Consider the following 14,012-nt stretch of genomic DNA (forward strand, 5'->3'; position numbering starts at 1 on the left):
TCGAGGCTGGTGGGCGGTAGGAACACTACAGGGCTTGTTCGGATCGGTCGTGTCATGAAGGCTGCTGAGGGCCTGATCAGGACAGCTTACGACCGCGCGAGCTCTGGGCAGCGGTACCGCGAGATTTGCCGATGCGTGCCAGGGTACGCACCCGCGACCACTCGCAGAACAGTGAGAACAGCACGATGCACGCCAGCGTTATCCCAGCTGCCCAGCCGGGTAAATGACGGTACGCGGCCACCCACAGCACGAGGGCAAGAACGCTCAGGGACAGGTAGGCGCGATTTACCATGACCCCGAGTTTACGGGTTGTGACGAAAAGTGCCGACATTATGCATGTCGGGGCGAAGGAGTGAGGATACAGGACTCGAGGCGGGAGAAATGGTCATCAAGATGGGAGAGCCGGTCTCGAGCCACGACATGGTGGCGTGCCATGCTGAGACCATGCGTCCCGATCCGAATGCGCCGGTCGTCGTAGCCGTTGACTCGTTTAAAGGCTCACTGAGCTCTGGGAAGGCTTGTCGAGCAGTCCGGCGGGGGTTTTCTGCGGCTGATCCGGATCGTGAGGTCATCACGATCCCGGTTGCTGATGGCGGGGAGGGGACTGTTGAGGCAGTTCTAGCGGCCGGTTGTCATGCTGTCACCGTCAAGTGTCACGGCGCCACGGGAGACCTCGCGGAAGTCGACTACGCAATGCGTGACCGCCATGCTGTCATTGAAATGGCTACCTGTTGTGGTCTAGAGAGGGCCGACCGGGTATCCGGGCGGCCGACGCCCCGGCGTGGCCTCGTGGCATCCAGCCGCGGTCTTGGTGAGGTTATCGCAGCTGCCCTGCGTAAAGGAGCGACCGACATCACCGTTGGGGTCGGTGGGTCAGCATCCACTGATGGCGGCGCAGGAATGTTGGAAGCCTTAGGTGTGCGTCTGCTCGACAAAAATCTCGCGCCAATTTCTCCCGGGGCAGCAGGGTTGACGGAACTCACACGCCTCGACCTGTCCGGACTCAATCGAAAATTGTCGGGGGTAGAGCTGACAGTCGCGTGTGACGTCACTTCGCCGTTGCTCGGACCAGAAGGTGCGGCTGCCGTGTTTGGTCCTCAGAAGGGTTTGGACCACGAAGGCATCGCGATTGCTGAGGCCGGTCTGACCAGGCTTGCCGACCTGATGGAACCAGCCATCGGTAGTACTTACCGGGACGATCCGGGATCCGGTGCCGCCGGCGGAGTTGGTTGGGCGCTTCGCTGTCTGGGAGCAAAATACCGCCCGGGGGCAGCTGCAATGCTCGGATGGGCCAAAGCAGTGTCAAAAATCTCTGGGGCTGGACTTGTTGTCACTGGCGAGGGTCGACTTGACAGGCAAACCTTGCTAGGCAAGCTTCCTGACACGATCCGCAAGATTGCTCTCGACGCAGGAGTGCCGGTATGGGCGGTGTGCGGGAGGTGCGACCTGCCTGAGGAGAAGCGTCGTGTCTTCGAGCGCATCATCTGCTTGTCCGACATTGAGCCCGATGTTGAGGCATCGATGGCCCAAGCTGGGCCGCTGTTGAGTCGGGCGGTGGAGCAGGCAGTGCGGGAGGAGCTCGGTCGCTGACCCGGTGAACCTGCCGGAAAAGCGTCCGACGTCTGCGACGTCGAAAACTGTCACGTCGTGGGGGGAGAGGCGAGTTCTCTGCCCACGAAAGGTGTACCACGTGGTATCTGGCGATGGCCGGGGCCGAGGAAACTTGGGATCGTGGTGAAAAGGAAGACCGGACTGTCGATCAGAAAACCCTGCGGATCCGAGCCGCGTCGAAGGCGTCCTTACACTCGCGGCGCAGGGCGCGCAGAACATTATTGTGCTGGTTGGCGATGCATTTCGTCATGACCTGGAAGGTCATCGTGTCGCCGGTGATGTCGCCGACGCCCAGCACCAGCGGCTTGTCGAGTAGGGTTCCTTCAAATTCGACTTCGAGGTTGTCGAGAACCTTACGGATGACGCGGATCACCTGGTTGGGATCTTCCAAGGCGTGCACGTTGATGTCAGTAAACGAGGTCGTCCAGCCCTGAGTGACATTGCCCACCTTGGTGATCTCACCGTTGCGTAGATACCAGGCTGCGCCATTCCAATCCCGGATCCGCGTCACACGTAGGCCGACATCTTCAACGAGCCCCTCCACTTCATTGATTTTCACCGCGTCACCGACGCCGTACTGGTCCTCGAAGATGATGAAAAGTCCCGCCAGGACGTCTTTGACGAGCGTCTGTGCGCCAAAGGCTAGCGCCACGCCAACAATTCCGGCGGAGGTGAGGATGGGGGTGATCTTGAAGCCGATGGTGCTGAATCCCGAAAGCAGGGCGACGATGATGATGATCGTCACACCGACATTCGAAAGAAGCCCGCCAACGGTTGCGGTGCGCTGATTTTGTCGATCGATGCTCGCGCCGGTCGCCTCTGCGAGGATACGACGCGTGCGGCCTGGCATCGTCGCTTCGCGTTTCTCGGAGCGCGACACCATGAGATGAATCGTCCAATCAACGCCCTTGCGGAGCAGCCAACGGGCGATGATCGCTACAGCGATGATGATGGCGATGTGGATGAGTGTGTCCCATGTCCACACGTCGGATTTCAGCGGAGGCATGGTCTCCCTTCGCGGTCGGGTTCAGGCGGTGGATGTGCTCTCAGTAACACTTCCACCTTCCCACGTCGGGCAAGAAAACCCCCGCCCCGGACACGCTAGAGCCATCAACGTGACAGGATCGATGTATGAGCGACGAAAACGTCTCCCCAGCAGCACGCCTTCCTGACGGTGATGAGCTAACGGCTGAGCGACCGCTGGACCCACAAGACCTGCCTGAGCATCTGGCCGAGCCAACGCAGATGCCTTCAACCGGCCCTCAGGTTGCTCAGGCCGTAGTCGAGGCGGTCGGTGGTACACCCCGTGCGGATGGCATGGTAGACGCCGCCGAAGAGGTGCGCATCGATGTTCTGGCTTTTGCTGATGCGCCCGCGCCGGGTTGGTCGACCTGGTCGACGGTGAGTCTGCACGCTGAACCCAATGCCGTCGCCCTCGTTGACGGCACCAGCAGCGATATTCGCGCGGAGCTTATGGTGGTGGGCGCTCCCGGTTCTGACGTCATGGGCAAGGTCCTGGGATCGTGCGCCTTCGCGGTGCTCCGTGATCACTGGTCGATGGCTCCCGGGATCGTCTTCGGCGATGTTGTGTCGATGTACGCGCCGAATTCCACTACCCCGCATCTCATGTGGTGCCATCCCTTCACCACCCCCCAGCTAGACCAGGTGGACATTGGCGACATGAAGGTCCACTGGTTACTTGGCGTACCGATCACCGAGGCCGAGCGTCAGTGGCTGGAGGCCAACGGGTTCGACGTTTTTGTCGAACTTCTTGATGCCAAGGCCGTTAACTACACCGACCTGCAACGCCCGTCGGTGGTCTGACGGACCGGTCAGGCCGACTCTCGCCAAACTACTTCGTTGGGTAGTAGGAGGTGGGGTTGGGGGAGCTCCTGGCCGCGAATCTGCGCGATAGCCATGTCGGCTAAGGCAATTCCCGTTGCCCTGGCATCGCTGCGCACCGTCGACAGCGGAGGATCGTTGAGAGCCGCGATTGGTGCATCGTCGAACCCGACGACGCCGACGTCCTGTGGGACCCGCCGACCGACCTCGTTGAGGGCTCGGGTTGCTCCCGCCGCCAGCAGATCTGAGGCCGCGACAACACCGTCGAGGTCCGGGTGAAGCTCAAGGAGTTCCCTCATTGCCCGCTTGCCGGCGGTGAGGGTCCATTCATTGACTGTGGTGTGCCCTAAGGCGGCATTTTTCGCACCTTGGTGGAACCCGTCGAGACGCAGCTGGGTGACCGGGGCCCACGATGGCCCTCCGATAGCGACTAATTTTGACCGACCAGTGGCTACGAGTCGCGCGGTGATAGCCCGGGAACCTCCGACGTTGTCGGTGTCAGCTGAAGGGATGTCAAAGCCCGGAAACGGCGTGGATGAGGTTACGAGGGGAGTATTTGTGGCCATAAGACGCGCGATCAGCGGGTCGTCGTTGCTCATCGCTACCAAAATTGCCGCGTCGAAAGATCCCCCGGCAATCAATGACCCGACCCGCTCAGCGGATCGGGAAGAATCGACGAGGGCTAGCAGCATCTGGTACCCGTGCTCAGAGAGGCGAAGATTCGCTCCCGATGCCATCGGCGACAGAGTTGGCTCACTGTAGAAAACGTCGGCTTTTTCGCGGGCTACGAGGACCACAGTGTCGGTGGACTGGACTCGTAGCGACCGTGCTGCTCGATTGGGTACATAACCGGTGGTAATGATCGCGTCGGCGACAGCTCGTGCGGTTGCGGGGGCAACGTTGGTGTGGCCGTTGAGGACCCGTGACACTGTGGCATGGGAGACACCGGCGACCCGAGCTACCTCGTGCATAGTGGGTCGGCCTGTTTCCGCACTCATCGACAATCCTCCTCATTATTCCGGTCCACCATCGGTGACGCTCGGTTGTGCGACCCCACTTGTCGGAGGTGGGCCACGAGTCGTAATGTACACGTGTACACAGCGATGTACGATGGATTCTAGGGCGGTATCCAATACACGCCGGTCGGCAGGCTACGGGTCCACTCGTGGCCCATTTACTCAAGGAAGAGGGTTGACATGATCACACGCCGTACTCGTCGGATGGCCTCTGTTGCTGCGATCGTCGCCGGAACACTCGTGCTCGGCGCCTGTGGCAGTTCCTCGGGGGGATCCGGGTCGCCCGGTAAGGCTGCGTCGCAGTCCGCGGCAGCTTCCGGCCCGGTCACCATCAAGTACCTGCACCGTTTGCCCGACGGGGAGGGGATGACGAAGGTCGCTGACATCGTCAAAAAGTGGAACTCGGAGCATCCTGACATCAAGGTTGAAGCCACGAAATTCCCGGGCAAGGCCAATGAGCTCATGCCCAAGCTGGAGGCTGACGTGAAGGCTGGGACTGCCCCCTGTCTGGTCCAGTCGGGATATTCCGAGGTCCCAGACATGTACGTCAAGGGCTTGGTGCAGGACGTCACCAACGAGGCTGAGAAATATAAAGGCCATTTCTCGGGTGCCTACGGGCAGATGTCTGTTGGCGGCAAGGTCGTTGGTCTGCCCCAAGACACTGGCCCACTGGTGTACGTATACAACGAGGCCGAGTTCAAGAAGCTTGGCATTGGGGTTCCGAAGACCTCTTCTGAGTTGCTTTCCTCCGCCAAGAAGGCTGCCGCCAAGGGCAAGTACATCCTCGGATTTGAGCCCGATGAAGCCCAGAATTGGCTATCCGCTCAGGCTGCTGCTGCGGGCGCCGTGTGGTACTCCGCCGAAGGCGATAAGTGGAAGGTCGATACCAACGGTGACAAGAGCAAAGTTGTTGCCGATTTCTGGCAGAAAGCCCTCGACGACGAGAGCGCTGTCACTGACGCCCGTTGGAGCGACGCGTACACGAAAGACCTTGTCAGCGGGAAACTCATCGGCAATATCGTTGCTGCTTGGGAGACTGGCTTCATGCTGGACGCCCTCGATAAGACCAGCTACAACGGTCAGTGGCGCGTCGTCCAGCTGCCATCTTTCGGAGGATCAGACATGACTGGACCTGACGGCGGCTCCGGTGTCGCCGTCGTCAAGGGCTGCAAGTACCCCGCTCAGGCGATGCAGTTCAACGACTGGTTCAACACTCAAGTCAACGACCTCGCTACCCAAGGTTTGGTCCCCGCCGCTAAGGGGCAGGTGACTACTCCTGAGAAGATGAAGAAGCAGTTTGGTGGCCAAGACGTCATGGCCGAGCTTGCTAAGGCAAATGAGAGGCTCGCCCCGAAGTTCGGGTATATCCCTGGCTTCACTGTCGTGGGCACGAAGATGAACGAGAAAGGTGCTGGTGCCGCTGCCGGCAAGGCCAAGGTCGGTGACATCTTCCAGACTGCGCAAGACACCTCGGTCCAGGCGCTTAAGGACGCTGGACTCCCCGTGAACGGGTGATTTTCACGCAAGGTGGTCGGCTCCGGGTTGGGCGAGGGTAGCGGCGTGCGCAGTCCGGACCGATCATTTTTGCCGGTTTGGGGTCTCCTATGGCTCAGGAGGCCCCAAACCCCACCTCGACTGACAGTTTTGATCTGTCATTGACGCAGTCCGCGGCGATCGCCATGGTCGCCGAACGGTGCGGGAAGATCCGCACCGTGACAATTCTTCACAGGAGTCGGCATGTCCTCATCCACGATGGCTAGTCGCAAGGCCAGACACGAGGCGCTAACTGGCTGGTTATTCGCACTGCCATTCACCATCGTCTTCATCATCGTGTTCGTTGCTCCCATCATTGAGAGCATCCGGGCTGGGTTCCACAAGCAGGTTGCCGAGGGAGGCGGCCTTTATGGCGGAGGCCGGACAGTGGAGAAATTTGTCGGTCTAGAGAACTTCCAGGACGTATGCACGAATCCAGCCTTCTGGCACGGCATCGGTCGCGTCATGCTATTTGGTGTCTTCCAAATCCCGATCATGATCCTTGCTGCACTGTTCCTCGCTCTAGTTATCGACTCGTACTTGGTGCGCCATCTCGGGTTCTGGCGCCTTTCGTACTTCTTGCCCTACGCGATCCCAGGGCTTGTGGCCGCGATTATGTGGGCCTACCTCTACGTGCCCGAGATTTCCCCTTTCGCGGGACATTTGAACTTCAGTCTCTTAAGTTCTCACGTCATCCTCGCATCAATGGCCAATATGACGACGTGGACCTTTACCGGCTACAACATGTTGATCTTCTTAGCTGCCCTACAGGCGATTCCCTCGGATCTCTACGAGGCCGCACGTATCGACGGCGCCTCCGGTTGGGAGATCATGACGAAAATTAAGATCCCAATGGTTCGAGGCGCGGCTATGTTGGCAGTCCTGCTGTCCATCATCGGTACTGTGCAATTGTTCAACGAGCCGACCGTTTTGGCCACCGTTGCGACTTGGATGCCGCGTGATTACACGCCCATGATGATGGCTTACAACACTATGAACGGAAATATTAGCCCGAGCGGGGCCGGTCCGGCCTCGGCGGTGTCCATCATGATGGCTTTGGTCGCCGGGGTGCTCGCAATGATCTACGCCCTGGTCCAGAGGAAGGCGGACTGACATGGCACACGGCAAGACCGCCGTCACCAAGGATGGCATCCCTTACCGCCCCTCATTGGATGGTCTCCCGCCTCGATCGATTGCCCCCTCCAAGGCGGCCCGGACAATCACATGGGTGATCTTGGCCGTTGTAGCTTGCTACTTTTTGCTGCCTATCATCTGGCTGGTCATCGCGTCTACCAAGAACAACACCGATCTGGTGAGCACTTCTGGGTTCGCCTTCGGCGAGTTCAACTGGGCCGCCAACTGGCACTCTCTCATGGCCTGGACCAAGGGGATGTTTCCGAGATGGGTGCTCAACTCATTGCTGTACTCAACGGTGTCTGGAGTCGTTGGGACGCTTATTTCTGTCTCCTGTGGATATGTGATATCAAAATTCCGGTTCCCGGGGCGCCGAGTGCTGCTCGTCGTCATCATGGTTGGCCTGCTCATGCCGGTGGCGTTGCTTACCGTTCCGTTGTACTTGCTATTTATCAAGATGCACCTGGTCAACATCATGTGGGCAATGATCATCCCATCGATGGTCAGCCCGTTTGGGGTGTTCCTCGGCAATGTCTACGCCGATTCGTCGGTGCCAATGGAGCTCCTCGAAGCCGCCCGTATTGACGGGGCGGGAGAGCTCCGGATCTTCTCCACTATGGTGCTGCGTCTGCTGGCCCCGGCCATGGTGACGATCTTTCTGTTCATTTTTGTTGCGACGTGGAACAACTTCTTGCTACCGCTGATGATGATCACTGATGAGAACTTGCAGCCGGTGACTCAGGGACTGTACGGCATGATGGCCTATTTCGCTCCGGACAAGGGCGCCGTGATGCTCGCTTCCGTCATCGGAGTGGTCCCATTGGTGATTTTGTTCCTCGTCCTCCAGCGTTACTGGCAGTCCGGACTTGCTGCTGGAGCTGTCAAGGGGTGATGCCCCACACATCAGGTGTGCATGGACTCACGCTACGTAGGTCCTTGTCGGGGCGGGTTTCCCCATTTTCGGTGGTCGCGCTCGGTGTGCAATTCCGACGGAACATCGTGCCCTCGAAACGGTCCGTGTCCCGGGTTTTCCTCCTCTCTGTGCACAAAAACGTCGGGCCGGTCACTGTTGATGCAGTGACCGGCCCGACGTGTCGTCGTGGCGATGAAAATCATTCAGCGGCGCTGGGGTGAGTCATGTCGGCGGGGACGACCCACTTGTCGAAATCCTCCTCGCTCATGCCGCCGACCGTCAGAGCGGACTCCCGCAGGCTGATGCCCTTATGGTGAGCGTTCTTAGCGATCTTCGAAGCCAGGTCGTAACCGATGTGACGGTTGAGAGCCGTGACCTGCATGAGGTTCTTGTCGAGGTTCTCCTTGATTTTGTCGGGGTTTGGCTCGATGCCGTAGGCGCAATGTTTGTCGAAGCTGATGCACGAATCGGCGATAAGGCGGATCGACTCCAGGCAGGCATGGGCCATGACGGGCTTGAACACGTTGAGCTGGAAGTTGCCTTGAGAACCGGCAAAGCCGACTGTCGCGTCGTTACCGAACACGCGGGTGGCGACCATCGTCATGGCCTCGCACTGGGTCGGATTGACTTTGCCAGGCATGATCGAAGAACCGGGCTCGTTTTCGGGGATCAGGAGTTCGCCGATACCGTTGCGGGGGCCAGACGCGTACCAGCGGACGTCATTGGCAATCTTCATGAGGGCGTCGGCGAGGACACGCAGCGACCCCGAAACTTGTACTAGGGCGTCGTGGGCGCTCAGCGCGGCGAAAAGGTTGTCGGCCTGCTTGAACTCAATGCCAGTCTCCTCGGTCGCGTGCTTAGCGACGGTCGGGCCGAAATCAGGGTGGGCGTTGAGGCCGGTGCCGACGGCGGTGCCGCCGATGGCTAGTTCACGGGCGCGTGAATCGGCGTAGCGGATGCCGTCGAGGGCGAAATCGATTTGGGCGACCCAGCCACTAATGACCTGGCCGAGGCGGATCGGCGTTGCGTCCTGCAGGTGGGTGCGGCCGACCATCACGACGTCGTCGTACTTTTTGGCCTTCTCGTCGAGAGTGTCGCGAAGCTGCTGGACGGCGGGGTAGAGGCGCTTATTGAGGGCACACACAACGGCGATGTGCATGGCCGTCGGGAAGGTATCGTTGGAAGATTGGCCACGGTTGACGTGGTCGTTGGGGTGGACGGGTTTCTTCGACCCGCGTTCGCCACCGGCCAACTCAATCGCACGGTTGCTGATGACCTCGTTGGTGTTCATGTTGGACTGGGTGCCCGAACCGGTCTGGAAGACCACCAGCGGGAACTCGTCATCGAGTTTTCCGGCGATGACCTCGTCGGCGGCCTGGACGATGAGGTCGGCAACGTCGCCCGGCAACTCACCCAGTTCCTTGTTGGCTAGTGCCGCGGACTTCTTGAGAGTTCCGAGAGCACGGATCATGTCTCGGCCCCAAACGAAGGTGTCACGGCCGATCTCGAAGTTGTGGAGGGAACGCTGTGTCTGGGCTCCCCAGTAATGCTCGGCGGGTACTTCGACCTCGCCCATGCTGTCTTTCTCAATGCGCATCTCTGCCATGTCGCAAGCCTACTTTGCACGGGGATGTCACAGGTGGCGGGGTGGTGGGATTTTTGGTCAGGGAGGTCGCGGACACATAGGGGGAGGGTGCGGCCAGGGATTCGGTCTATGAGGCTGGGAGCTTGGGCTTGCGAGATGCGGGCGGCGCCTCAAGGAACCTGTGGACAACTCCAATATTTTCCGCGGTAGTTATCCACAGATGTCGAATTGGGTGACGAAAATACCCGGCTTCAAACGACAACTGAAGATATGGAGTTAGTTGACATTCTGGAGGCCAACGGTGGTGTGGCCAAAATCAGTTCAGTGGGACGAGTCGCTCGGCAGGCGCGGCGGGCAGCACGGGAAGGTTACGTTATTAGACCTCTGCCCAGAATCGTCATGACTGCTATGGCCGCTAGGCACCCAGAGGCGTGGATGCGAGCCGTCAGGTTGTGGCGCCCGAGCGCGATCTTCACTGGCAGAGCTGCTTTGTACCTGGCGGGGATGAGAGACCTCAAGATGACCGAGATTGACGTCATCGTTCCACATTCGATGCCCCGGTGCTCGCGTCGGCCATGGTTAAGGTTCCATCGCGCTGGGAGCGAGCCCGTCATTGAGGACCGGTACGGTGTGCGTACTACCTGTGCCTACACGTGCTTTTGGTTGGCGTTGCGTGGGGACTGGGAGGCCGCCACGGAATGCCTTCGGAAAGGCTACGTGGCTACCGAAGACCTTCGCGGAGTTCGCCCTAAGTTGGCAAGGAAGGCCCCATCCAGCGTTGTCAGAAGAGTGTTGCGGCAGTTGTTAGACCGTCCATGGTCTGTTGCTGAACGGGAGATTCATGCGTTGTTCCGCCGCCACCGGGTCAGTGGATGGAAGGCAAACGAGAGGTTGTGGATTGACGGGAACGCCGTCTTCCCGGACCTCTGGTTTAAGAAGGAGAACGTGGTCGTCGAGATCGATAGCTACGCCTTTCACGGGAGACCGGCAGATTACGAGGCGACGGCCAGGCGCCATGCGCTGTTGGTTGGAGCTGGATTGCGTGTCATTCGGGTCACGCCGAATATGATTCGGGATAACCCGGAGCTGGTACTCGACACCGTCAGGTCAGCGCTCTGGGGCCGCCATAGGGGTGTGGTTGCAGCGGCACGAAGCGGCAAGTCGGGTCTGTGACCAGGTGCATGCTGCTTGTGTTGGGGTCCGTCTTCTTGTCGGATCCGGTCGTTGCACGAGTGCGAAAAATGTCAGCACGCTGGGGGTTGGGGCTGGATCATGCCCGGTCCGCCGGAGGTCAGACTTATTTTGCTGTTCCTCGTGACGGGACCGCGAATGAGCGGGTTTTCCGATTACCGCTGTGCTAATTCAGTCATTGCTGCGCGAAGAGGGAAGACGTGGATAGGCACGAACCGTTGTATTCGGGGACCTCGTGCAGGCTTGTCGTAGCTGATTCACGGGTCATGGAAATAGCTGCCGATCCGCCTCGGTTGTCGTCGAATCGGCTGCCGCGGGCGATTTTTGCCGGGGCAGCGGTTGAGGCGGCTTTCTGAGTGACAGCAGGAGCCGGGGCTGTGGTTTTTATCGGTGGGGCGGGTGCCAGAACACGGGAGGCAGGCTTGGTCGCTGGCTCGACTCCGGGCCGAGAGATCTCAGGCCGAAGGGATTCGGGGTCGTGAAAACTCACGGAATCCGGAGGCTGATGGGAGGGGCGCGGTGCATAAGCATGATGCTGCGAAGACCCTCGTTCCGGGGCTGGGTGATGTTGCTGAGGTTGCGCGGGTTCAATGTGCTTACCGGGCTCATCAACGTTGCCGGGCAACGCATCGGTCAGAGCAGCGAAGGAGCCACCGAACAGGCCCTTGTCCGGAGAGGCGGAGAAGCTGTCGGCCCTGTTTGCTGATGATCGAGGTCTGCGTTCAATGACCTTCTTGTCGTCTGTGGGGTTGGGGTTCAGGTTCCCCAGATTTTGCTTGTCCGAGGTGGACTCGTGGTGCCCACCGTTTTTGACTCGTTTGGCCTGAGCCTTCTGTCTTTGAACGACCCACATGATGATCGTCATGACCACCACCAAGCTGAGGAGCGCACCCAAGGCGCTATGCCGCATAACGACGATGAGGGCGAGGAAGAAGAGGATTGCCCAGGTGTGCGTGCTAGCTTGCGATTTCTTGCCTGAGGTGCCGTTACTACCGGTGACCATGTCGCTAGGATACGTGATTGATGTGTCCCCTGACGGACGGGTAGAAATGGAAAAGGATCATCTTAGGTGACCGGATGTTGCCCTATCTGCGCGCGGACTCGAACTGATTCCTAGGATTACCCACATGACACACGATCCCGTGGCACAAACGGCTCCTCACAAGGTCGTCATCATGGCGCGTGGTTTGGGAACGCGGATGCGCAAATCTGTCGAGGGAGTCTCCCTTACAGCAGACCAAGCAGCTGCTGCTTCAGCCGGCGTCAAGGCAATGATCAGTCTTGATGATCGTCCATTTCTCGACTACGTCATCTCAGCGCTAGCCGACGCTGGCTTTGACGAATTTTGTCTGGTGATCGGCCCTGAACACAACGTAATCCGGGACTACTACGACGCATGCGAAAAATCGCGGTTATCGATTGTCTATGCGGTCCAGGAGCATCCTCTGGGTACTGCGGACGCCGTCGCAGCCGCCGAGGAATTTGCCGGTGATGACCGTGTGCTGGTTGTGAACTCTGACAATTTTTACCCGGAGGACGCGGTCGCCAGACTTCGCGAGGTTCCCGCCTCAGGAACCCTAGGTTTCACGAAGCGCGCCATGATCGCGCAGTCCAACATCGATCCTGAGCGCATTCGTGCCTTCGCCCTGCTGGATTCTGATGATTCAGGTCAACTTACGGATATCATCGAGAAGCCGGACCCCCACATCGTTGATGCTGCCGGAGAGACTGCGCTGGTATCGATGAACTGTTTCCTTCTTACCCCGAGAATCTTCGAGGCGTGCCGCTCGATCGACAAGTCGGAGCGCGGGGAATACGAGATTGTCGATGCAGTGCGCTGGATGGTGGAGCATGGCGAGCATTTTGATGTCGTTCCGGTCGAGTCGGGAGTTCTCGACATGTCGAACCGCGGCGACATTACGTCTGTAGTGGAGGCTCTCAGCAGCCGTGAGGTGAAACTGTGACACGCTGGTTCGTTCCGGGACGGATAGAGGTTCTCGGCAAGCACACTGACTACGCTGGCGGGTCCACACTGGTGGCCGCCGTGGATCGCGGGGTGACGATTTCAATCGAGCCGGGTGACAGTGGGATAACGGTGTCGACGGACGCCGCTCCCGGTGAGCTGTCCTTAGCCGCGGGTCATGATCCAAAATTGCCGGCTGGTCACTGGGGTAGGTACGCACAAGCCGTTGTTGACCGTTTGGCGGCAAATTTCGGTGATTTGGCCCCCGCCAGGATTCGGCTCACTTCTGACCTGCCGTTAGCCAGTGGGATGAGTTCTTCCTCTGCCCTCGTCAGCGCGATCGTGTTGGGCCTGGCTGATTTCAATGGGCTGCCTGATACCCGCACCTGGCAGGACAACATCACCGACGATGCCGATCTGGCTGGGTATCTGGCCTGTCATGAGAACGGTATGACTTTCAAGAACCTGGTAGGGGCCGCAGGTGTGGGCACTTTTGGCGGTTCAGAGGACCACACCGCAATGGTGTGCAGTAAGGACGGGCAGCTCGGTCAATTTCGCTTCTGCCCGATTCGATTGCAGCAACGGGTCCCATTCCCTGAAGACATGTCCTTTGTCGTCATCGTTTCCGGGGTCGCGGCCGAGAAGACCGGAGCTGCTCGTGATCTTTACAACGCGGCATCGTTGGCGACGCGCGAGATCATCGAACGGTGGAATTCGACCACAGGTCGTGAGGACGCTGTCCTCGGGGATGCCCTAGTGGCCGACCCTAATGCTGAGAAGTTGCACGAGGTGGTGAGCGATCGCGCCGATCTCACTCGGCGCCTCGATCACTTCCTTACTGAGTCTGAAAGCATCATTCCTGAGGCGTCGAAAGCACTGGCGTGTGGTGACCTTGAAAGATTCGGTCGAATGGCTGACGAGTCGCAACGCGCGGCCGAGGACCTTCTTGGCAATCAAGTGCCACAGACATCGGCTCTCGCGCGCATCGCTCGCGAACTTGGAGCGACTGGGGCCACCTCGTTCGGGGCAGGTTTCGGTGGCTCGGTGTGGGCTCTCGTGCCTAATGCCGAGGCTCCGGAGTTCGCTAGTACGTGGCTCGGTAAGTACCGCGACGAGTACTCGGAGGAGGCTGGACAGGCCGTTACCGTGGTCACACGTCCGGGGCCCTCCGCCCGGCGCCTGGACTGATTCCGTTCGGCAGCCCGCTCATCGTATTCCTGCTAT

At 59.5% G+C, this 14,012-nt stretch carries 13 protein-coding genes; 8 read left to right on the plus strand and 5 right to left on the minus strand.

The annotated features are described in order from the left end of the window. Nucleotides 1-76 precede the first annotated feature (76 nt). Complete coding sequence (locus tag ACOYO3_RS00380; RefSeq protein ID WP_002512648.1) at nucleotides 77-331, minus strand: hypothetical protein; 255 nt, start codon at nucleotides 329-331, stop codon at nucleotides 77-79. Nucleotides 332-336: 5 nt separating this feature from the next. Here ACOYO3_RS00380 and ACOYO3_RS00385 point away from each other — a divergent pair, with 5 nt between their 5' ends. Then, nucleotides 337-1,590 carry a glycerate kinase gene (locus ACOYO3_RS00385; RefSeq protein ID WP_002518519.1) on the plus strand — a complete coding sequence of 418 codons (1,254 nt, stop codon included), beginning with the start codon at nucleotides 337-339 and terminating at the stop codon, nucleotides 1,588-1,590. A gap of 169 nt (nucleotides 1,591-1,759) precedes the next feature. Here the strand turns inward: ACOYO3_RS00385 and ACOYO3_RS00390 are convergent, their stop codons facing one another. Continuing rightward, the gene (locus tag ACOYO3_RS00390; RefSeq protein WP_002515857.1) at nucleotides 1,760-2,617 is read right to left on the minus strand and encodes a mechanosensitive ion channel family protein; all 858 of its coding nucleotides are present in this window, start codon (nucleotides 2,615-2,617) and stop codon (nucleotides 1,760-1,762) included. Nucleotides 2,618-2,742: 125 nt separating this feature from the next. Between ACOYO3_RS00390 and ACOYO3_RS00395 the strand changes: the two genes are divergently transcribed. After that, nucleotides 2,743-3,435: a suppressor of fused domain protein gene (locus ACOYO3_RS00395; protein ID WP_002517414.1), complete on the plus strand. Its 693-nt coding sequence runs from the start codon at nucleotides 2,743-2,745 to the stop codon at nucleotides 3,433-3,435. Nucleotides 3,436-3,443: 8 nt separating this feature from the next. Here ACOYO3_RS00395 and ACOYO3_RS00400 read toward each other — a convergent pair whose 3' ends face one another. After that, nucleotides 3,444-4,424 carry a LacI family DNA-binding transcriptional regulator gene (locus ACOYO3_RS00400; protein WP_002518518.1) on the minus strand — a complete coding sequence of 327 codons (981 nt, stop codon included), beginning with the start codon at nucleotides 4,422-4,424 and terminating at the stop codon, nucleotides 3,444-3,446. A 249-nt stretch (nucleotides 4,425-4,673) separates the two neighbouring features. Between ACOYO3_RS00400 and ACOYO3_RS00405 the strand changes: the two genes are divergently transcribed. The 3 genes from ACOYO3_RS00405 to ACOYO3_RS00415 all read left to right on the plus strand — a co-directional run bounded on the left by ACOYO3_RS00405 (nucleotide 4,674) and on the right by ACOYO3_RS00415 (nucleotide 8,028). Beyond that, nucleotides 4,674-5,984 (plus strand): ABC transporter substrate-binding protein, encoded by a 1,311-nt coding sequence (locus tag ACOYO3_RS00405; protein ID WP_002524544.1) that lies wholly within the window; start codon nucleotides 4,674-4,676, stop codon nucleotides 5,982-5,984. 237 nt (nucleotides 5,985-6,221) lie between these two features. Next, nucleotides 6,222-7,115, plus strand: coding sequence for a carbohydrate ABC transporter permease (locus ACOYO3_RS00410; protein WP_002518516.1), 894 nt, complete (start codon nucleotides 6,222-6,224; stop codon nucleotides 7,113-7,115). A gap of 1 nt (nucleotide 7,116) precedes the next feature. Then, nucleotides 7,117-8,028 (plus strand): carbohydrate ABC transporter permease, encoded by a 912-nt coding sequence (locus ACOYO3_RS00415; protein WP_002524543.1) that lies wholly within the window; start codon nucleotides 7,117-7,119, stop codon nucleotides 8,026-8,028. A gap of 220 nt (nucleotides 8,029-8,248) precedes the next feature. Here the strand turns inward: ACOYO3_RS00415 and fumC are convergent, their stop codons facing one another. Next, complete coding sequence (gene fumC, locus ACOYO3_RS00420) at nucleotides 8,249-9,655, minus strand: class II fumarate hydratase (RefSeq protein ID WP_002524541.1); 1,407 nt, start codon at nucleotides 9,653-9,655, stop codon at nucleotides 8,249-8,251. Between the two features lie 249 nt (nucleotides 9,656-9,904). Between fumC and ACOYO3_RS00425 the strand changes: the two genes are divergently transcribed. Further along, on the plus strand, nucleotides 9,905-10,807 hold the full coding sequence (locus tag ACOYO3_RS00425) for an endonuclease domain-containing protein (protein WP_002515848.1): 903 nt from the start codon (nucleotides 9,905-9,907) through the stop codon (nucleotides 10,805-10,807). A 193-nt stretch (nucleotides 10,808-11,000) separates the two neighbouring features. Here ACOYO3_RS00425 and ACOYO3_RS00430 read toward each other — a convergent pair whose 3' ends face one another. Then, nucleotides 11,001-11,828 carry a hypothetical protein gene (locus tag ACOYO3_RS00430; protein WP_002515877.1) on the minus strand — a complete coding sequence of 276 codons (828 nt, stop codon included), beginning with the start codon at nucleotides 11,826-11,828 and terminating at the stop codon, nucleotides 11,001-11,003. Between the two features lie 124 nt (nucleotides 11,829-11,952). Here ACOYO3_RS00430 and ACOYO3_RS00435 point away from each other — a divergent pair, with 124 nt between their 5' ends. Further along, nucleotides 11,953-12,789 carry a nucleotidyltransferase family protein gene (locus ACOYO3_RS00435; RefSeq protein WP_002515732.1) on the plus strand — a complete coding sequence of 279 codons (837 nt, stop codon included), beginning with the start codon at nucleotides 11,953-11,955 and terminating at the stop codon, nucleotides 12,787-12,789. Then, nucleotides 12,786-13,976 (plus strand): galactokinase family protein, encoded by a 1,191-nt coding sequence (locus ACOYO3_RS00440; protein WP_002515823.1) that lies wholly within the window; start codon nucleotides 12,786-12,788, stop codon nucleotides 13,974-13,976. Before ACOYO3_RS00435 ends, ACOYO3_RS00440 begins: the two co-directional genes overlap by 4 nt. The last annotated feature ends 36 nt before the right edge of the window (nucleotides 13,977-14,012 follow it).

This window comes from Cutibacterium sp. KBN10P07758, assembly GCF_050286205.1.
Lineage (GTDB): Bacteria > Actinomycetota > Actinomycetes > Propionibacteriales > Propionibacteriaceae > Cutibacterium > Cutibacterium acnes.